Source organism: Streptomyces sp. NPDC060366 (genome assembly GCF_042725135.1).
GTDB lineage: Bacteria > Actinomycetota > Actinomycetes > Streptomycetales > Streptomycetaceae > Streptomyces.
Genome location: NZ_JBHXDC010000011.1, coordinates 242891 through 261314, shown reverse-complemented (window position 1 = coordinate 261314; position 18424 = coordinate 242891). Strand labels below are relative to the sequence as shown.

Here is an 18424-nt window from a genome sequence, read left to right as displayed (position 1 = left end):
CAGCAACGGCTCGATCACCGCCCAGGCGGCATCACAAATCTCCCCATCCCTCATGACCGGACCAACGATCCGATGATCGAAAAGACACCCCCTAGGAGCGAACGACCCTCACGAGCGGCTGCCGCTGAACCTGGACCATCGGAACGCCGGCCGGGCCCGGTCGGCATCCGGGCAAGTGCTCAGTTTCGAGTCGGACCAACGCGCCTTCGACCAGTGGGGGTTCGCAGGTTGCGACCGGAACTCAGAAGGGGACGGGCAGCCCAACCTCTCGCAGTGTGAGTAGCGCCCTGCCCATGCATTCCGCGACTGAAGCGCCGTCAGCTCGCACCGCTTCAGGCAGTGGTCCCCCACTGGCGGCGAACGTCCACGCCGGTCGGCCCTCTCGCATTCGCTCCGCATCGACCCGGATCATCGCCCCCACGCCCTGCTCACCGAGCCATTCCAGAATGAGCAGCGTCGCGTCCTCGATGCCCTGGTCCGAGTCCAGCTCGGGCCACCGCCCTTTTGCCCTGGTCATGACCGAAACCCTATGCAGGGCCGGGAAGATTCGGTGGCCATACACCGGCTCGGGTCCATCGAGGAGGTTCGGTCACGGGCCCTGGGGCCCCGAGCTGGCGTGCACCATCAGTTCCGGGGCGATCAGGCCGACATCGTCCGCGCCCTCGCCGGCCAGCTTCGCGATGTCGCGCTGGCCGAGTGCGGCCAGATGCTCGGCGCACAGCGCTCCCGTCGCCGGGGACCCGGCGCATGGCGGCCGGGCCCTCCTCGCGCTGTGGTGATGGCGATCGCGATCTCCATGACCAACGGGATGTACGTGTCGGCGCACAGTGGCATCATCAGCGCGATGATGCGGGACCTGCCCCCGCGTTGAAGCCCAGTTCATGGATGCTGCGCTCCGCGCCCTCGCAAGTGCCGGGCGAGATCGACCGTTTGCCGCTGATCACGTAACTCACCCTGCTGGCCGAGACTCCGGCATGGCTCGCGACCGCGGCAAGGGTGCTCACCGCTTCGACGGTCTGTGCTGTGGCGCGACGGCGCAGCTCTCGGGCGCGGCGAGTCGAAGCGCTTCGACTCGCCGCACCCGAGAGAGGTACTACAGCGCCGGGTGCGCGTTCTTCATGAGTTCCTGGAACTGGGCGGAGAACCAGTGTCCGGACACTGGTGCTCCGGGCAGCGCCCCCGACTTGTTGTTGTTGTTCCGGGGGTTGCCCTCGTACGTCGGGTCGCACATGCGGTCGAAGCCCTTGCCCTCGTCGTTCGGGATCGCCGTGCTGGATCCGTCGGACTCCCCCGGCGGCTTCGTCCACACGTACGCGTCGATGCCCGCCGCGGGCGCGGCCTGGGGACGTTCGCCGAGGCCGGCCCCGGACTGGTTGCACCAGTTGCCGAGGTGGATGCGCCGGTCGTAGCGACCGCCGTCGACATAGGCGTCCGCGGATGTCCTCGGCCCGGGAGCGGCGGGCCGGGCGGTGCCGCCCCAGCCGTTGCGGGAGGTGTCGATCAGCATGCCGAGGTTGGTGTCGAAGCCGAGCGAGACGAGCTTGGCGCGCATGGCCTGGGCGTAGGAGAGCTCGTCGACGTAGCGGTTCCAGTCGACCCACTTGGACTGGCGGACCGAGAGGCCGTTGACGGCGTCGTCGATCGTGAAGTGGTTTTCCTTCAGGGCGCTGTAGTTGGCGGTGTTGACGATGAAGCCGTGGACGTCGCCGAGAGTCGCGCCCTCGGTGGTGGCGGCGGTCTTGAAGAGTTCCGCGGACGGGCCGAAGTTGTCGTCCCAGCCGAGCCAGCCGTGGTGGCCGGCGTCCACGTAGTTGTAGACGTTGGGCGCGTCGCCCAGCTTGTTCAGGGCGTAGCCGACGCCCTTCTGGTAGTTGCCGTTCGCCTTCATCGTGTCGCAGTTGGGGGTGGCGGTCGGGCGCGGGGTGGTGTTGGTGACGAGGTTGGGCAGGGAGTCGATCTCGACGGTCGTCACGATGCGCAGACCGGCGTACTTCTGGTCGGCGAGGATCGCGGCGATCGGGTCGATGTACTGGGTCTTGTAGCGGCCGATCTCGGTCGGACCGAGTTCCCCGTTGGAGGCGAGGGCGGCGCAGTCGCGGCCCGGCAGGTTGTAGACGACGAGCTGGACGACGAGTTCGCCGGAGCCCTTCTGCGTCAGTGCCTCGTCGAGGTGGTCGCGCAGGCCCATGGCGCCCCCGACGCCCTCGATCGCGGCGGTGCGGTCGAGCCAGACTCCGGTCGGCTGGCCGGAGATGCGGTTGCCGCCGGGTTCGGCGGCGGCCTTGGCGGACCACTCGGGGTTCACGTAGACCTTGGCACCGGCGTAGGGGTTGTTGACGCGGTCGCCGGGGCCGGGGGGATCGGTGGGCGGATCGGTCGGGTCGACGGGGCCGGCGTTGCAGGTGACGCCGTTCAACTTGAACGTGGCCGGTATCGCGTTGCCGCCGCTGTACGAGGCGTTGAACCCGATAGAGGCTGAGGCGCCGGTGGTGAGTGTGCCGTTGTGGGCGACGTTCCTGGCGGTGACGCCGGCGCCGCTCTGGGCGATGTCGGCGTTCCAGCCCTGGGTGACGCGCTGGTTGCCGGCGAAGGACCAGGTGAGGTTCCAGCCGCTCACCGGGTCACCGGTGTTGGTGACCGTGACGCCGGAGGTGAATCCGGCGTCCCACTGGCTCTGCACCGTGTAGGCGACGGTGCAGCCGGCAGCGGCGGCGCCGTTCGGAGCCGCGCTCGTGGCGGTGGCTGTTCCAGTGGCGGCTGCCGTCAGTGCGGCGGCGGCCAGTAAGGCCGTACGAGATCTCATGGCTGAAGTCACTCTCCGTCCGGGGCGCGCCGATGGTCGCGGCGGCCCGATGCCGAATGCGGGTGGGGTGCCGTCGAAGGAGCTGATCAGTCCGGGACATCTGGTGCGGAGCGCCGCGCGGCGGAGGATCGCCCGTGGCGCGTCAAGCCTTGAATCTGTGGGAGCGCTCCCATAGTGCGCGCGGGTCATGTCCCGGTCAAGGTTCTTGAAGAGTCGAACTCATTCGACAGGACAGAGGGCCGCGGGCTTCAGAGATCGACCACTGATGCGCACTTGTGTGCGTGGGCGCCGCGATGGACCGTCCTGCGCCGGCGCGGCCGATAGACGGCGGAGATGGTGCCCGACGGGCCGACCCGTGCACCGAACTCACGGGCCAACAGGGCCTGCCCGGTGTCGGCGATCAACCCGCGCAGTGCACGCGGGATCTGCATCTGGCGCCCCGTCGGCGGACTTCTTACTTCTCCCCCGGTATTTCCGGAGCAGTGGCGGCGCGGGCAAGCCGCCGCAGCCGGGCCCGGTCCTCCGGCCCCGAGCGGCCGGCGGTCCAGTGCGGGTGCCACCAGATCCGTACCGACAGCCTCAACAACCGGCGGCGCAGAGCGGCCCGGTCCTGCCCCGGACAGGGCTCGGCGAGCGCCTCGTACGTAGCGGTGAAAGCACGACGGGCCCTCACCAGGTCCTCAGGGAAAGCGGAAGCGTCCATCACCATATTAGAACGCATATTCGATTCACATGTCACATCGCGCCGCTCCGACGCACCCCGCCGACTGTGACGGGGCAGGTGAGTCGGCTTCGTCGAGCGTCGTAGTCGGCCCGCGCTTACGACTATTTCGAGACAGGTGACACCAGCGGTGCGGGCCCAGGGCCCGCCACCCCAGCCCCGAGCGCGGTCTGCTCATCGCTCAATCTCTAGGCCGGTGTGGTTGGTTGTGCCTGGTTCGCCTCGCGAAGGGCCGCCCAGGCGTCCGCTACGGAACCGACGTGCCCGAGCTTGTCGGGGTTGTTCACCGTGTGGATCATCTGGATCTGCCCGTCGAGTACGTCGAGCGCCCAAGTGCTGAGAACCCGGCCGTCCCGGTCGCGGAAGATCGCGCCCGGCTGACCGTTCACCTCCTGCGGCTCTACGATGCCGCCGCCCTTGCTGACCAGCGGCGCGAACGCCGCGAGCACCCTGCGCACGTTCTCGGCGCCAAGGACGATGGGCTTGAATTGCGGGGCCTTGCCACCACTGTCGCCGATCATCTGGACGTCGGCGGCCAGCAGCTCGGCCAGCCCGTCGACGTCACCTTCCCGGAAGGCACCGAAGAACCGGTCGGCGAGTCTCTCGCGTTCCTTCCGGTCGGCCTCGAACCGGACCCGGCCCGCCTCCATGTGACGGCGTGCCCGCACCGCGAGCTGGTGGCACGCCGCCTCCGATCGTCCCACCGCCGGCGCGATCTCCGGGAAGCCGAAGGCGAACACCTCCCTCAGCACGAAGACCGCGCGCTCCAGCGGGGTGAGCCGCTCCAGCAGGAGCAGGGCCGCCGTCGACAGCGAGTCCGCCAGCTCCGCCGACCGCGCCGGATCCTCGTACGGGTCGGTCAGCAGCGGTTCGGGGAGCCACGGCCCGACGTACTCCTCCCGCCGGACGCGGGCCGAGCGCAGCACGTCGATCGAGATCCGGGTGACCACGGTCGACAGGAACGCCTTGGCCGACTCGGGCTGAGCTGAGGTGGTCTGATAGCGCAGCCAGGTCTCCTGGACCGCGTCCTCCGCCTCGCTCACACTGCCCAGGATCCGGTAGGCGATCGAGAACAGCAGCGGCCGCAGCTCCTGGAATTCTTCGGTCTTCGTCACGCCGGTTCCTCTTTCGATCTCTACCACCGCAGAAGGGCGCGGCCTACGGTTGGGAAGGCCGCGCCCCTCGGTCATCAACCACGACTGCCTGTTGTCCGGCCGACAGCAGCGCCGTACACCGGCGGATCCACCATGGCGCCCGGTCCCCATGGAACACACCACTGTCCAGGGCCACCATCACCAGGGCACGGAGCCCTCCTCGCTGAAGAACCCGGCGGTCGGTCCGTCCGCGCCAACGACGGCCAGGCGCACCACGACTGCGGCGCCCTGCGCGACCGTGAGGAACCCGGTGTGGTTGTTGCTGTCCGTGTCGACAAAGCCGGGGGCGACCGCGTTGACGAGGACACCGTCCTTCCGCAGCTCGTTGGCGTACTGCACGGTCAGCGCGGTCAGCGCGTTCTTGGACGGCGTATACGCGGCCGACGGCAGCAGTGCCGCGAAGGGGCCGTCCGGATCGCTGGTGAGAGCCAGCGATGCCGCGTGACTGCTGACATTGACGACGCGTGGCGCCGGAGACCGCCGCAGCAACGGCAGCATGGCGTTGGTCACCGCGATCACCCCGAAGACGTTGGTCTCGAACACCGCCCGGACCATGTCCAGGTCGACGGAGCTGGGGACTTGATCGTGGGCGTCTTCGGGCGAGACCTGCCCGGAGCCGGTGATGCCGGCGTTGTTGACCAGTACGTCGAGGTGACCGAAGCGCTCCTCAACCTGCTTCGCGGCGTCCTGGACGGTGGCCCGATCGGTGACGTCCAAGGTGACCGCGTGCGCGTCTCCGCCGGCCGCGCGCACCGCCGCAGCCGCCTCCTCACCGCTCCGCGTGTCTCTGGCGCCGATCAGGACCGTCATGCCCAGGGCGGCGAGTTGCTCGGCAACCCCACGCCCTATCCCCTTGTTCGCCCCGGTGACCAGCGCGACCTTCTGATGTGTGATCTCCTCGCTCATTTGCCGGCTCCTTGTTGTCGAGGTGGGTTCTCCTCAGAACCCGTCTTCGCAACCTGAGACGAGACAGCCCGGCCATCTCTGACATGCGGGCGGCGATCACCGATCTCGGTCGAGGAGGTGTGGCCGGAGTCCGGCGGTACGGCCTGCTGGTCTGCTGGTCTGCTGCCCAGGTCGGCCTGTCATCGCGGGCCCACCTGGCTCGAAGAGTCGCAGCAGCGCATCGGTCGCACCGGCTGCGCCGCCCTGGGGCTCACGAATGGGCATGGGGAAGCCTGTCGCCACAGGTCTGAACTTGCGGGTTGAGGACATCGGCGTCAGGTCGTGCGCTTCGCGTTGGACACCCTTGGTGAGCGCCGAGTGCGGCATCGGTCGCTGGCCGGAATCGACCGCGCCGCCCAGCCAGCTCAATTACCCAAGGGGCCAATTCAGCCGATCGGTGACACTGCTTGTGACTGAGCCCCCTCCAGGGGGTGAGCACGTCGGAGGGCGGGGCTCAGCGGCTCGGCGCGGCCCGGCAGCGAGGACCGTACGAAGGTCACCGCGGTGACTTCGGTGACCCGGCTCGCGGGACCTCGCCGCCATCTCGCCTGCCCTGTGCTCAGCCCTCTTCAGTGGCTCGTCGGTGCTCCACGACGGAGTCCGGACCGGGAGACATGATCGTCTCGTGTCCGTTCTCGGCCCGCACTCGGTACGGGGGTGTGCCATCGCTGCCAAGAACCTCAATGATCTCCACCACCTGATCGTTCATGCCCACGACCCGGCCGTGGACCACAAGGCGGTCTCCCTTACTGGCCTGCATCTCACCGATTCCTTTCGTTGGGGATCAGGACTGACTTCACCGACCTAACCAGGGCGTCACGCCCATAGCGGGGAAATGACGCCTGCAGACACGATCAGCTGAAACGCAGTCACCCATTCACGCACCACGGGGTCGATGAACCGAGTCGACAGCGCGCGCCATAGCCTCCTTTCCCGGGCTTCCCGACGGGGTGGTCCCGGGCCGCTGCGTCACTCATCTTGTTCGGCGGTTCCCGCGACGGCCGAGCCGGAGTCGGCGGAGAGGTGGGACCCGGCCAGTACGACAGCTTCCTCGACCGTGGCGGCCTCGCCGATGGTGTCGGTGTGCGGGTGCTTCATCACGCGATAGGGGTGGCCGTTGTGTGCCGGGGCGATGGCCACCTCATTCCGGAAGGGGAATCCGGTGCAGGAGCTGAAGCCGAGCGTCCAGTGGCTGGAAAACACGTAGAGCTGTCGCAGCCTCGGATCGGCGTGAGCCGCTTCCACGAGTGCGCCGAACTGAGGGAAATCCGGGGCCTCGGCCGCCTGCTCCCGCATCTTCCGCCACTGCAGCTCCACCACTGCCGCCGGCCCGCGTTCGTGCGCCTCGGCGCGGTCACTGGACTCCAGAAACGGCGCTGCGGCCCGCAGTTCCCGCAGTCCGCGGTCCTGTCCCCACGCCACACCAGCCCTGAGACATCCGCGAGGTCCGACGTGGCTCCGGTAACCAGCTCGACCCCCTCGCCCCAACCCGAGACGCTGAACCAGCGGCTGGTCGCCCCGATGTAGATGGCCAGCGGCTCGCGCCCCGGAACCGATGAGGCGATGCCCGCCGTAACGGGGGAACCTCCTTCCCCGGGAACCAACATGAGGTCGATGCCGAGTTCGGCCGCCAGTTGCTCCAGCGCCGCGGTCAGGCTGCCCGCAGCAGCCAGGTCAGGGTAAAGGTCAGAGTCCACCCGCACAGTCTGCCCCTGCGACCCCAACGAGAGAACGGCGATCAGGCACAGCGGGAGTGGACCGCCCAGCAGGGCAGCCACACCATGATCGTTCCATTTCAGGGACGAGGGCGAGCGAGAGCCCTTCCGGGTGAGGGCCGACGACCAACGGTGCTGTGCCTGCCGACGTGGCCGGTCCAGAATGCTGCCGTGGCCGAAGACGAACAGAACGACATGGAAGCGTGTTCATTCCTCATGTGCGTGACGGAGGTGGCTCGGCTGCTGGGTGTCGAGGACGTGGAAACGAAGCCGGAGGAACGGCGAGCACGCCACCTCGCCCATGCGATGCGTAAGCCGCTGCTGGAACGTGCGGGTCTGCCCGAGGAGTTGTTCGCCCCGTTGATGGCGGCAGCCGTGTACGACCCGGATCCCAGCTTCTGCCGTTGGTTCGTCGAACCGGCGCTCTACGCATTCGGACGCCGCCGCGTCCTGTCGGCATTGGTCGACTGTCTACGGACCGGCACGGATGCCGAGCGAGCGGGTGCCGTGCGGGCCTGGTACTGCGCCCACTTGCCGCTGCGCGCGGACCGGTCCCCCGCATATGGACCTGGTGGGGTACGTGATCCCGCCCTGGACGAGTCCCAAGACATCAAGGACACCTGGTTGGAGGCCTCAATGCGGGTGTTCGCCGAGACCACCGATCTGCGGATGCGCCACCGTGTCCTGCTGGGCCTGCCCACCTCCCACGAGGCATACCCACCACGCCTGCACGAACTACTTGAGAGCACACTCGCGTCCGCCCAGACCCACCCCGACAAGCACATCCGCCGCTGGGCCGCCGCAGCGGACCACGACGAAGTCTGAGCGAGCGGTCAACAGCCCTCAGCCACTCAAGCGCGGAAAGTCATCGAGGGCGGCGATTCCCCTGCGGACTTGCAGCGCCGTTTCATCGAGCTGGTGACGCTCACGCACCTGCCAGTTGGCGATGGCACAGAAGACACATTCGTTGCCCAACAACCCGGCCCCCAACTCGAAGACATCTCGCGCGCCCTACGACACCAGGCGCGAGAGGTCCCGCGCCAGTGGCGGAGGTGGCGCCGCGCACCCGTTCGGCGGGAGCGCGGCGCCGCTCCCCCCGCTACTCGACGGGCAGCAGGAAGTCGCCCGGTCTCAGAGCGCGGTCGACGATACGGGTGTCGCCGATCCACCCGTAGAAGCCCTGGCCGAACTTCTCGTCGAACTGGGTGCCGCCGATGGCGAACGGCTTGCCCAGCGTGGCGATGCCGGTGGCGCGCTGGGACGGGTTGCGGGCGATCTTCGACCCGTCCACGTACATCACCGTGCGGCGACCGTCGTTGACGACCGCGATATGCGTCCAGCGGCCCACGGGCAGGGCGTGGCTCCACGACGTGGGGTCGGCGTCCTGGACGTGCGGGTAGAGAACGAACTGCAGGAACCGCTCAGGCGTGACGTTGAGGCTGCACGTGGGCTCGTCCGTCGACCAGCCCGTCGTCTTGCCGGCGTCGCCGTTGCGGCCCTCCCAGCTGAGGATGCCCATCCAGGCGTGGTCGCCTTCGTAGGGGTCCGGCAGCTTGATGAACGTCTCGATGGTGAAACCGGACGTGAACCGGGCGCTGTTGAGCGGCGCCGTGGCGCTCGTGGTGAGCACCGCGCCCCGGTCGGGTCCCTTGCCTCCGTCGAAGCGCAGACTCGCGTGGGCCGGCTGGTGGGTGTGGTGGTCGGCGGACCGGGTGAGCACCTCCGGCGCGCTGTCGTGCAGGAGTTGTACGCGCAGGTCGTTGCCGTGGCCCGAGAGGTCGTGGGCCACCACGCCCTTGCCCACCGCGGATCCCGGCTTACCGGCCCCGGCGAGGCCGTCGGAGTCGAACCGCCAGTACGCCACGGTGCCCCGCGGCATCACGCGGCCGGCCGGGCGCGGTTTCGGCGGGACGAGTCCGTCGAAGCCCTTGAACCGCTCGGCGAAGTCGATGTCCAGGCTGAACCGGTCCACCGGGCCGGTCAGTTCGACGGTCTCGGCCTCCAGCGGCGTGCGCTTCTCGGGATCGCGGCGCAGGAACCACGGAGAGAAGGTCTCGATGTCGACGACGTCGCGCGCGGTGTCGAAGGCGTAGAGCCGGATCATCCCCGCGCCGCCGTAGTAGCGGTCCTGGTAGTTCGTGATGTGTACGTGCACGTCATGGCCGGCGTCGTTCTTGAGGAGCGTACGGCCCGAGGGCCAGTAGTGCCCGCCCAGCGCGAGGAAGATCTGGTCGTTGCCCCGGATGAGACGGTCCCAGAGTCGCCGGCCGTTGTCCGACAGGTGTGCCTGGCCGTTGTCCTCGGCCCAGGCGATGTCATGGGTGGTCACCACGGCGGGCATGGTGGGGTGGTCGTCGAGGACGCCCTGGGCCCAGGCCAGCGCCTTGTCCGAGGCGCGCCAGTCGAGGGCGAAGATCAGCCAGCTCCGGCCGGCCGCCTTGATCACGTGGTAGCTGTTGTAGCCGCCGGGCGAGGCGCCGCCGAAGGTCGGCATGGCGGTGAACCGGGCGGGCCCGAAGGCCTTCAGGTAGGCGGAGTCCCCGCGCTGGTCGTCGGTGCTCCCGTCGATGTCGTGGTTGCCCGCCAGGACGCTGTACGGCACCTTGCCGTGGATGGTCCGGAAGGTGTTGGCCGCGAGGGCTATCTCCTGCTCCGTACCGTGCTCGGTCACGTCACCGAGGTGGGTCATGAAGGCGATGTTCGCCTCCTCGCGCTCCGACACGAGGTAGTCGAAGGTCTCCCGCAGTGGCTCCGGGTCGGAGCTGTCGGCGTCGAAGAGGTACTGCGTGTCCGGCAGCACCGCGAGCGCGAAGCGCGGGCTCTCCTCGTCGTAGCGGCCTCGTCCGGAGGAGGCGGCGCCGGGCGCGTGGGGTGCGGCCTGGGCCGGCTGCGTGCCCAGGACCGAGGCGGCGGCCCCGACCGCGGGGACGGCGATCGCCGCTTGCAGCAGCGACCGGCGGTCCGGACCGGAAGTGATGGACTTGCTCATACGATCTCCCAGCTCTCGACACCTTGCGTGTCTGTGGGGATCGTGTGCCTCTCCGGCGTCCGCTCGACAAAGCCACCCTGAACAGCGGCCGTCGCGGACAGGTCCGGTGCCTCGGTGACGGTACGTCGGCCGCGGACCTTGGTCGTGGTGGCGTCTCAGGGCGAGCAACTGCGGCCGGGCCGAGGGGGTCCCTGGCCCGCCGGGCGACGGTGGCGGTGGTGGCGGCGGTTCGCGCCAATCCGAGCTGCCAGCTCACCATGAACGCCAACCGGACCATCAACGCGATCTTCGCCCCGATCGAGCCGTAGACCAGTCCCCGGCGAGTTCTCTTGGCGAGAGGCTCACCCTTGTACGTCGGTAGCCCGGCGGCGCGCGAGGATCATCCCTCCGAGCTTGCTCTCGGCCGAGGTGAGAGTTCTGTGTGATTCGACGGTGAAGCCGGCATCGTTGAGCCACGTGATCAGTTGAGCGTTCTGCCGCCGGTGGACATGGACCTTCATCGGGTGCCCGCCATAGCCCTCGGTCTTCAAGTGCGCCTCGTCACCGACGTGGAAGCTGAGCAGCAGCGGCCCATCGGCCCGAAGCACGCGCTTGAAGTGCGCGAACACCGACTCGATCTCGTCGTCGGGAACATGGATCAGCGAATACCAGGCGACCAGGCCAGTTATCGAGGCGTCGGCAAGGGCAAGGTCCGTCATGGAGCCGAGGACGAACCGGAGATCAGGGTTGTCACGCCTGGCCACCTCGATCATTCCGGGCGACAGGTCGATCCCGAAGGCATCCACGCCCAACCGACGCAGGTGAGCCGTGACCCTTCCGGTGCCGCATCCCACGTCAGCAACCTGTCCCCCGCCCTGGGCTCGCACGAGGTCCGCGAACAACGCCAGGGCTGCACGTTCCTCGGGCGATTCATCGAGGATGTGGCGCGTCAGGTCCGCGTAACTGGCAGCCACGGTGTCGTAGGACGTCCGCGTGTCTTCCAACCAGTCGTCGGTGTTCGGTTTCATTTCCACGGCCGCAGGCTACCCAACAGCTCCGATGGCCGCTCCCGTAGTTCGAAGGAGTCTGCCTTCCACCTCGACAACTCGTGGTGAGTGGCCGTTCCGTACGCGCCTGGAGACCCTGCGCGCGCTGTGCGACGGAGCCGATCCGGCCGGCGGTGTCGACCTCGAAGCGCTGCGTGACGAAGCGAACGGCCCGTCGGTCGCAGAGCTCCGTGGCGCCCGCGAGTTCGTGGCCGGCGGTGTCTCCTGGCGGGTGACGACCGGGTAGTCCTACTTGGTGTGGGTGAGGAAGAAGTCCCGTACGTCCTCGGCGAGCAGCTCCGGCACCTCCATCGCGGCGAAGTGGCCGCCGCGGTCGAACTCCGACCAGTGCCTGATGTCGTACAGCCGCTCGGCCAGCGGTCGCACCGACTGCGTGATGTCGTGCGCGAAGACCACCACGCCAACCGGCACCGGGCACGGTTCGATTCCCCGCGGAGCATCGTGGTGCAGCCGCGCGGAGGAAGCCGCGGTGGCGGTCAGCCAGTACAGCGAGATGTTGGTGAGCATCCGCTCGTCACTGATCGGCGAGCGAGGGTCGGTCCACTGGGCGAAGCGCTCGGCGATCCAGGCCAGTTGACCGACCGGCGAGTCGGTCAGCGCGTAGCCGATGGTCTGCGGGGTGGCGGCCTGCAGAGCCTGGTACGGCGGACGATTCGCCATCAGCTGTCTGACCTTGTCCAGCCGGGCTTCGTCCGTTTCGGACAGTTCGATACCGGCGTCCGGGACCGGCCGGGTCGGCAGGTAGTTGACGTGCACTCCGACTACCTGCTCGGATGCCACCGCACCGAGCGCGGTTGAGATGCCCGAGCCGAAGTCGCCACCCTGCGCGCCGTAGCGCTCGTACCCGAGACGGCGCATCAGCTCGGCCCAGGCCCGTGCCACCCGGACGATGTCCCAACCGCGCTCGTGGGTCGGCCCGGAGAAGCCGTAGCCCGGGATGGATGGAATCACCAGGTGGAAGTCGCGCGACAGCGGCTCGATCACGTCGAGGAACTCCAGGAACGAACCGGGCCAGCCGTGGGTGAGGACGAGCGCGAGTGCGTCCGGTTTCGAGGACCGGACGTGGACGAAGTGGATGTTCTGGCCGTCGATCTCGGTGGTGAAGTGCGGAAGCTCGTTGAGCTCGGCCTCTTGCTCGCGCCAGTCGTAGCCGGTGCGCCAGTATTCGGCCAGTTCCTTGAGCCGCGCGAGCGGGAAGCCGTAGTCCCAACCGGCGTCGGCGACCTCGTTGGGCCAACGGGTGCGGGAGAGCCGGTCGGTGAGGTCGTCGAGGTCGGCCTGGGGGATGTCGATACGGAACGGCTTGATCATGGTCTTTGACTCCAGGGGCGTCGTTCGGCGTCTGAGCGTTCGGACGGCCGTCGTTTGGCGCACGAAATCGTTGGTCGCACTAACGTTTTTCTTGTCGGCGACGATAGTTTGTTAGTGGGACTAACGCAACGTACGATCTCGGCATGAGCGACAGCACGCCCGACATGGGGAGATCGACCGACCGGTTGGCCACTGCCGCGCGGCTGCGGAATCTGGGGACCCGGCTTCTGTCACTGGCCGCGATGCAGTCGGATCGCCTGGTGAACGAGGAGTTGGCGCGCGTGGGCGCCCGCAAGTGGCACTACGCGGTGCTCGCCACACTGGACGAGTTCGGACCCGCCAGCCAGTCGGAGCTGAGCCGCCGCACGGGGATCCACCGCAGCGACATGGTCGCGGTGATCAACGAACTGGCCGAGCACGGACGAGTGGAACGCTCACCCAACCCTGCCGATCGCCGGCAGAACATCATCGCGGTCACCGAGCAGGGCCACCGGCTGATACTCAAGCTGGACAAACTGCTTGCCGAGGTGGAGAACGAGGTGCTTGCGCCGCTGAACCCGTCGGAACGCGAGCAGTTGGCCCGACTCCTCGCCGCCTTGGTGGATCACCACGGCCAGAACATGTGAACGAAGGGCTCCAGAACGACGGGACCCCGTCGCAAAGGGGAAGGACGTACGGTACGGACTTCCCCCCGCGTTGGGCGCGCAGCCGGGTTCACCGCGCGGTGACCGATGAGGGTCGACAACGCTCGTGATCAACAGACTCAGCCCACGCGGGCCTCGACGCACTCCCGTTCGCCGTCCGCCGACGTGGGGCGGAAGCAGGCCCGGACCGTGCCGCCGGGGTGGGCCGCGGTCATCTGGGTGTAGACGTAGGTTTCCGCGTCGGCGGTGTCCTTGATGCGTACGTCACGGGTCGGGCCGGCCGCCGTGACCTCCACCAGGTCGCCGATCCGGGCCCCCCACACGCGCGCCCAGGTCGCGCCGCACTTCTCGCTGTAGCGCAGTTCCACGTGGGCGCCGGTGGCGGTGCGGTACGTGGTGAGGGTGTCGGGGCCGATGCCGCAGATCAGGCGCATCGGGTCCCGGCCCTCACAGGTGGCTCCGTGGCATTGGGGGCCGAGGGAGTAGGGGGCGGAGTCCGTCAGCGGTTCGTCCGCCGGGGTCTCCCGGTCCGACAGCAGGAAGAACACCAGTGCCACACCGCCGACGATCACGGCGTACACCGACACCAGCGCCACCATGAACCGGCCCCTGCGGCCACGCGTCCGCCCGGTCGCAGCGGGGCGGGACGGGTTTCGCGGCTGTGGCGGCGGGTCCTCGGCGGCGGGGTCGAGGGCCGGGAGCGCCGCGCGTCCGCTCCAGCCGGACTCGGCGATCTCCCACAGGGCCAACAGCCGCCCGTGCGGCTCGTTCGCGAGTCCGCACAGCTCCTGTACGGCCTGACGAGGGGGCAGGCTCTTGCCGTTGAGGTAGCGCTCCCACGAGGACTTGCTGTACGGGGTTCGTTCCGACAGCGCCGCCAGGCTCAGTCCGGTACGGGCCCGCAACTCCCGCAGCTCCGCGGCCAACCGGGCGTTCTCCGCGGTCACTTGGGCGCCGCCGCCCGCAGGGACTTCCAGGTGTGCGGGCCGATGACACCGTCCACGACCAGTCCGTCCCGTTTCTGTATGCGCTCGACGGCGCGCTGCGTCTGCGGGCCGAAGATGCCGTCGATGTCACCTGGCGAGATGCCGGCCCGGCGCAGCAGGCACTGCGCCTCGGCCACCTCCCGCCCCACGTGTGTGTACGCCAGGATGGTGTCCGTGGTGTGGCTGTGGCCCGCGTACCAGCGGCCGTCGTGCCGCTCCAACTGACAGGTGTAGGAGACCGGTATCAAGGTCTCCGACACGGTGGCCGGGGTCGCCGGCGCCGTACCGGCACGGTCCGCGAGCTCGGCGCGGGCGTCGGCGAGACGTACGGCCAGCAGGAGCACCGCTGAGACGGACAGCACCAGTGCCACTGCTCCGGCCATGACCGCGGCGCGCAGATAACGTCCGTACGGCTGCTGCTCCGTGGAAGCGTGGAGCGGCGTCACCGAAGTGCCCTCCGGGGCGCTCTCCGCGGCACTCTTCGGGGCATCGGAGGGGGCCGGGCGTCCCCGTGCCCAGTGTTCGGCCGCTGTCTCGTGCAGCGCCAGCAGCCGGGCCGGATCGTCACCTCCGATGCGGGCCATCGCCTCGACGGCCTCCCGGGGCGGCAGTGACCGACCGTTCAGATACCGCTGCCACGATCTCGCGCTGTACCCGGTTTTCACGCCCAGTTGGCGCGTGCTCAGCTCCCCGCGGTCCTTCAGTCTGCGCATGCGCACGATCAACTGGTAGACGTGCGGATGCAGTTCGGCGGGCAGCGGCTTCCAACGCGACATGTTTCCCCCATTCGCGTTCGGGGCCGCTGATCCGGCCCCGTCTTCCGGGCTCATTCTGCATCATCACGGCGCCTGCCGAAGGAGGACCCCGCCCCGGTGCGCATCACCGTCCCCGCTCGCGGCCGTCCCGCGGTACGGACTCGGCAGGCGACGTTCCGGCAGGTCAGCGAGTGGGACGTCCCAGGATGACGTCACTTCCCCGTCGCCTGTGGCGGGACATCGCGCCGGACCAGCAGTCTCGTGGCGGAACCGGCCCGGCGCGGACGGCTCCGCTCAGCGCACATCCATGAAGGAGAAAACAGCATGCGAGCTCTCACGAAGGCACTCGTCGGTGTCACCACCGCCGTGGGGGTTGCCGCCGGTGGGCTGGCCCACGCGGGGGCGGCCGTGGCGGCTCCCGCTCCGGCCCAGCAGCGGACGGCGAGCACCGAGGTCGCACCGCTCGCGGTGGTCAACCTGGGGCTGAGCAACGCCCAGGCGAAGGACTGGCAGTGCCAGCTGCGCGTGTTGGGCTACAACACCGGAACGCCCGACGGGTATCTGGGCACCAACAGTTGGAAGGCGGCGCAGAGGTACTTCAACAACCTGGGCCTTGAGGCCGGCACCCCCAACGGGGTGGTCGGAGCGAACACCGTCATGGCGCTGCAACGCTTCCTGAACATGAACCTCAAGGAGAACCTGGCCGTCGACGGCGTCCCGGGTGCACGCACCAAGGCCGCGTTCGCGGAGTACGCCAATCTGCTCTCCAGCGTCTGCTGAGCCCGGCCCGAGAACCATTCACCCGGCGGGGCCGTCCGCCCCGCCGGCGCCCGCTCTCAAGGAGACGGCTCTGAGGAAGAACACCTTGCGACGGTTGATACCGGCCATCGCTTCCGTGCTGGCCGTGCCCTTGTCGGGCGGCTGCGCCATCGACAAGGGCACGGCGCTCGCCGCGGATTTCGAGAAGGACTGGGCCGGCACGGCGGACGTCGCGCGAATCCACACCATCAAGAACAACACGCTGCCCTTCAGCGGGAGGGCAACCGGTGAACTGGTCCTGGCGCAGGGCACGTCGGCCGACCTCGTGGCCGAACGGGTCGACGAGTTGAGGGACTACGTCGCCCGCCACAGCAACATCACCGGCCGGATCACGGCGGACGGAGTCACGTTCACCGTCGTCGCGGAGCAGCGACGCACCAGTGAAGTGCTGGCCCTCTGGCGTTCGTTGACGGCCGACGACCACGTGGTGGACGGGGACATCAACAACTCGTCGCGGAAGAACTCCCCCGGCTGGCGCTCCGAGATCACCGCGGTCGACGCCACCGGCGCGATGGCGGTGTTCAAGGACATGGTCTCCGACGGCGGCCGGCACCGGCCCCTCTCGGACGTGACGTCCCTGACGGTCAGCTCGGAGCGAGGGGTACGGCCGGGGCTTTCCGTTCGGACCGGCTTCGACGGCACCCTCCCGACCGAGGCGATCGCCGCGTACGAGGCGGTGGTCGCCGAGCACCCGGTCGTCTCCGCGGGCCTTCAGCCTGATCGTCTGACCATCGTCGTGGCCAAGGGGGCGGACCAGGTCGGTGCGGGGGAACTCGCCAGGAGCGCGGCACCGAGTCTCGGTGACGCGGTTGAGGTCAAGAGCGACATCCGTGGCTGATCGCCGGCCGGACGAACCTGGCGCTTCGTCTTCCGGCGGTCCCGCTCCGCGCTCCGGCCGGGCCGGTCGGTCCAAGTCGGTTGGTCTCAGTCGGTCAGTCGGTCGATGACGGGGCCGCCCGCACGCCCCCTCGTACCAGCCGTCGGACACAGAAACGCAAGAAGGAGCCCATCGGGTGACCAGTACTCTGAAACTGCGAGCGCTGCGGCGGTTGCGGACGACTCCCGGCGGGCAGTTCGACTGCCAGATCGACTTCTCCGACGGAGCGGGAACCTCGCGCACCGTCGCCTACATGGAACGCCAATTGCCGCCGGGCGGCATATCCGACTACCTCGCGGCCCGCAAGAACGGCGCACGCTCGTTCGTCCTGTGGGCGGACGAGTCGCGACAGGCGCCCGTCGCCCGCCTCGTCACCCTCGCTGAGGGCCGGCGGGCACAGTTCGAGGTACTCGGCCCGCAGGGCGAATCAATCGGCAGGATCACGCGCGACAAGGCGTTCAGCCGGGGCATACGCACACGCTGGACGGTGAGCCGCCCCGGCGCCCTCGACGCCGTGGGATACAAAGGCCGGCTCTTCTGGTGGTGCGTGTGGTGGCTCTGCACGCCGATGCTGCCGTTCGTCTTCATCACCCCTCTGTTCAGCGGTGGCATCGGCGGTGACTTCCCGCGCGGCCCCCGCCGTATCAAGTGGCGCGCCGGCGGACGGATACCGCTGGAGTTCAAGTCGTCCGGCGACACGGTGCGTATGAACGCACCCGACCTGGACTGGCGGCTCGGAGCGGCCCTCGCGGCCCTGATCCCCTCGTTCGACGGTTGGATCGGGGATCCGTGGGACGGCCGGAAGGACTGACGTAGGGAGATGCGGCGGGCGTTACGCGCCGGCGGACAGTTCTCGCGGGGGCGGCGCTGTCGCTGCCGCTTCGATCTCCGGGTGACCGCGTTCACCGAGGACCCGCTCGGCCGCCCTGTCGAGCGTGGTCAGCACCCACTGCTCCAGATCGATGCCCGACCGCTCCGCGGCCTCGTGCCACCACGGGATACGGCTTTGAGGGAGGGCGAGCCGTCGCATGGCGCCGGTCCGCTTCCCGAGTCCCGCTCCAGCCTCGGCTTCGGCTTCGCGCGAGGCACGCAGGCCGGTACGGAGCTGCTTGGTGGACCACTTCATCTGCTCAGCCCGATCGAGCCACGCTTCCTGCTCGTCGACCGGGAGTGAGGTCAGTTCGGCATGGTGCTGGAAACTCAGTGCGGCTCGTCGCCGATTGAACTCGAATCGCCGTGAGACCCAGGCATAGTTCCGGAGAGTCTGATATCGCAGGCCCACAGCACGAATTCCCCGTTGGTACCTGTCCGTGTAGTGGTCTTTCCCGTACACGAGCCAGTCGCCGAGCCACCATGATGAAGAATCCAGGATTCCGGACAACTGGCGCCCGGCCTGCTCCCAGTCCTCGAAGGTCATTCCGGTCGGTATGCGCAGACCGGTCTTCGTGGTCAGCAACTGGCCTCGATCGGTCCCACCACCCGTCGCCCTGCGCTGTCGTGGCGCCGGCTGGGGGTCCGTGCGAAGCGCCGCCGCCTTCGCGTTTCCGGAATTGGCCATCCGATTCGTCACCACGCGAATTCGCTCATCAACTGCTCGCCCCGTCATGCGCGCCCGCCACGGCCGGTCTCAACCCGTACGACGGGCACAGTAGCCCGGCC

At 68.7% G+C, this 18424-nt stretch carries 18 protein-coding genes and 1 pseudogene; 6 read left to right on the top strand and 13 right to left on the bottom strand.

Features of this window, described 5'->3' with window-relative positions; genetic code table 11:
* Positions 1-719 precede the first annotated feature (719 nt).
* The 7 genes and pseudogenes from ACFWHU_RS26070 to ACFWHU_RS26040 all read right to left on the bottom strand — a co-directional run.
* Positions 720-1004 (bottom strand): annotated as a pseudogene (locus ACFWHU_RS26070) (LacI family DNA-binding transcriptional regulator); the annotation flags it as partial.
* An 89-nt stretch (positions 1005-1093) separates the two neighbouring features.
* Entirely contained in the window at positions 1094-2803 is a 1710-nt protein-coding gene (locus tag ACFWHU_RS26065; RefSeq protein WP_387227610.1) for a glycoside hydrolase family 6 protein, read from the bottom strand.
* A gap of 454 nt (positions 2804-3257) precedes the next feature.
* A complete protein-coding gene (locus ACFWHU_RS26060) occupies positions 3258-3506 on the bottom strand; it encodes a hypothetical protein (RefSeq protein ID WP_387227608.1) in 249 nt (82 codons plus the stop codon).
* 206 nt (positions 3507-3712) lie between these two features.
* Positions 3713-4639, bottom strand: a complete 927-nt coding sequence (locus tag ACFWHU_RS26055; RefSeq protein ID WP_387227606.1) for an RNA polymerase sigma-70 factor — start codon at positions 4637-4639, stop codon at positions 3713-3715.
* A gap of 177 nt (positions 4640-4816) precedes the next feature.
* Entirely contained in the window at positions 4817-5584 is a 768-nt protein-coding gene (locus tag ACFWHU_RS26050) for an SDR family NAD(P)-dependent oxidoreductase (protein WP_387227603.1), read from the bottom strand.
* 598 nt (positions 5585-6182) lie between these two features.
* Entirely contained in the window at positions 6183-6383 is a 201-nt protein-coding gene (locus ACFWHU_RS26045; RefSeq protein ID WP_385800621.1) for a DUF1918 domain-containing protein, read from the bottom strand.
* Positions 6384-6592: 209 nt separating this feature from the next.
* The gene (locus tag ACFWHU_RS26040; protein WP_387227600.1) at positions 6593-7045 is read right to left on the bottom strand and encodes a DUF6193 family natural product biosynthesis protein; all 453 of its coding nucleotides are present in this window, start codon (positions 7043-7045) and stop codon (positions 6593-6595) included.
* Positions 7046-7509: 464 nt separating this feature from the next.
* Between ACFWHU_RS26040 and ACFWHU_RS26035 the strand changes: the two genes are divergently transcribed.
* Entirely contained in the window at positions 7510-8163 is a 654-nt protein-coding gene (locus tag ACFWHU_RS26035) for a hypothetical protein (protein ID WP_387227598.1), read from the top strand.
* 274 nt (positions 8164-8437) lie between these two features.
* Here ACFWHU_RS26035 and ACFWHU_RS26030 read toward each other — a convergent pair whose 3' ends face one another.
* Together ACFWHU_RS26030 and ACFWHU_RS26025 are read right to left on the bottom strand one after the other, a co-directional pair.
* A complete protein-coding gene (locus tag ACFWHU_RS26030) occupies positions 8438-10327 on the bottom strand; it encodes a LamG-like jellyroll fold domain-containing protein (protein ID WP_387227596.1) in 1890 nt (629 codons plus the stop codon).
* 341 nt (positions 10328-10668) lie between these two features.
* On the bottom strand, positions 10669-11334 hold the full coding sequence (locus ACFWHU_RS26025; protein WP_387227632.1) for a class I SAM-dependent DNA methyltransferase: 666 nt from the start codon (positions 11332-11334) through the stop codon (positions 10669-10671).
* Positions 11335-11365: 31 nt separating this feature from the next.
* Here ACFWHU_RS26025 and ACFWHU_RS26020 point away from each other — a divergent pair, with 31 nt between their 5' ends.
* Positions 11366-11599, top strand: a complete 234-nt coding sequence (locus ACFWHU_RS26020) for a hypothetical protein (protein ID WP_387227594.1) — start codon at positions 11366-11368, stop codon at positions 11597-11599.
* A gap of 2 nt (positions 11600-11601) precedes the next feature.
* Here ACFWHU_RS26020 and ACFWHU_RS26015 read toward each other — a convergent pair whose 3' ends face one another.
* Positions 11602-12684 (bottom strand): epoxide hydrolase family protein, encoded by a 1083-nt coding sequence (locus ACFWHU_RS26015; RefSeq protein ID WP_387227592.1) that lies wholly within the window; start codon positions 12682-12684, stop codon positions 11602-11604.
* 143 nt (positions 12685-12827) lie between these two features.
* Here ACFWHU_RS26015 and ACFWHU_RS26010 point away from each other — a divergent pair, with 143 nt between their 5' ends.
* Complete coding sequence (locus ACFWHU_RS26010) at positions 12828-13310, top strand: MarR family winged helix-turn-helix transcriptional regulator (protein ID WP_387227590.1); 483 nt, start codon at positions 12828-12830, stop codon at positions 13308-13310.
* A 137-nt stretch (positions 13311-13447) separates the two neighbouring features.
* Here the strand turns inward: ACFWHU_RS26010 and ACFWHU_RS26005 are convergent, their stop codons facing one another.
* The gene (locus ACFWHU_RS26005) at positions 13448-14275 is read right to left on the bottom strand and encodes a DUF2690 domain-containing protein (RefSeq protein ID WP_387227588.1); all 828 of its coding nucleotides are present in this window, start codon (positions 14273-14275) and stop codon (positions 13448-13450) included.
* Positions 14272-15090, bottom strand: a complete 819-nt coding sequence (locus ACFWHU_RS26000; RefSeq protein ID WP_387227586.1) for a peptidoglycan-binding protein — start codon at positions 15088-15090, stop codon at positions 14272-14274. Before ACFWHU_RS26000 ends, ACFWHU_RS26005 begins: the two co-directional genes overlap by 4 nt.
* 303 nt (positions 15091-15393) lie before the next feature.
* Between ACFWHU_RS26000 and ACFWHU_RS25995 the strand changes: the two genes are divergently transcribed.
* The 3 genes from ACFWHU_RS25995 (at position 15394) to ACFWHU_RS25985 (ending at position 17576) form a co-directional block, all read left to right on the top strand.
* Positions 15394-15849, top strand: coding sequence for a peptidoglycan-binding protein (locus ACFWHU_RS25995; RefSeq protein ID WP_385800643.1), 456 nt, complete (start codon positions 15394-15396; stop codon positions 15847-15849).
* An 85-nt stretch (positions 15850-15934) separates the two neighbouring features.
* Complete coding sequence (locus tag ACFWHU_RS25990; RefSeq protein WP_387227583.1) at positions 15935-16726, top strand: hypothetical protein; 792 nt, start codon at positions 15935-15937, stop codon at positions 16724-16726.
* Positions 16727-16901: 175 nt separating this feature from the next.
* Positions 16902-17576: a hypothetical protein gene (locus ACFWHU_RS25985; protein ID WP_387227581.1), complete on the top strand. Its 675-nt coding sequence runs from the start codon at positions 16902-16904 to the stop codon at positions 17574-17576.
* Between the two features lie 21 nt (positions 17577-17597).
* On the opposite strand, the gene ACFWHU_RS25980 is transcribed toward ACFWHU_RS25985, so the two are convergent.
* On the bottom strand, positions 17598-18323 hold the full coding sequence (locus ACFWHU_RS25980; protein ID WP_387227579.1) for an LmbU family transcriptional regulator: 726 nt from the start codon (positions 18321-18323) through the stop codon (positions 17598-17600).
* Positions 18324-18424: the final 101 nt, after the last annotated feature.

Excerpts from the sequence above, each read along its gene's own strand:
- ACFWHU_RS26065 (WP_387227610.1), bottom strand. The coding sequence starts at position 2,803 with ATGAGATCTCGTACGGCCTTACTGGCCGCCGCCGCACTGACGGCAGCC.
- ACFWHU_RS26060 (WP_387227608.1), bottom strand. The coding sequence starts at position 3,506 with ATGGACGCTTCCGCTTTCCCTGAGGACCTGGTGAGGGCCCGTCGTGCT.
- ACFWHU_RS26050 (WP_387227603.1), bottom strand. The coding sequence starts at position 5,584 with ATGAGCGAGGAGATCACACATCAGAAGGTCGCGCTGGTCACCGGGGCG.
- ACFWHU_RS26045 (WP_385800621.1), bottom strand. The coding sequence starts at position 6,383 with ATGCAGGCCAGTAAGGGAGACCGCCTTGTGGTCCACGGCCGGGTCGTG.
- ACFWHU_RS26030 (WP_387227596.1), bottom strand. The coding sequence starts at position 10,327 with ATGAGCAAGTCCATCACTTCCGGTCCGGACCGCCGGTCGCTGCTGCAA.
- ACFWHU_RS26025 (WP_387227632.1), bottom strand. The coding sequence starts at position 11,334 with ATGAAACCGAACACCGACGACTGGTTGGAAGACACGCGGACGTCCTAC.
- ACFWHU_RS26020 (WP_387227594.1), top strand. The coding sequence starts at position 11,366 with ATGGCCGCTCCCGTAGTTCGAAGGAGTCTGCCTTCCACCTCGACAACT.
- ACFWHU_RS26015 (WP_387227592.1), bottom strand. The coding sequence starts at position 12,684 with ATGATCAAGCCGTTCCGTATCGACATCCCCCAGGCCGACCTCGACGAC.
- ACFWHU_RS26010 (WP_387227590.1), top strand. The coding sequence starts at position 12,828 with ATGAGCGACAGCACGCCCGACATGGGGAGATCGACCGACCGGTTGGCC.
- ACFWHU_RS26000 (WP_387227586.1), bottom strand. The coding sequence starts at position 15,090 with ATGTCGCGTTGGAAGCCGCTGCCCGCCGAACTGCATCCGCACGTCTAC.
- ACFWHU_RS25995 (WP_385800643.1), top strand. The coding sequence starts at position 15,394 with ATGCGAGCTCTCACGAAGGCACTCGTCGGTGTCACCACCGCCGTGGGG.
- ACFWHU_RS25980 (WP_387227579.1), bottom strand. The coding sequence starts at position 18,323 with ATGGCCAATTCCGGAAACGCGAAGGCGGCGGCGCTTCGCACGGACCCC.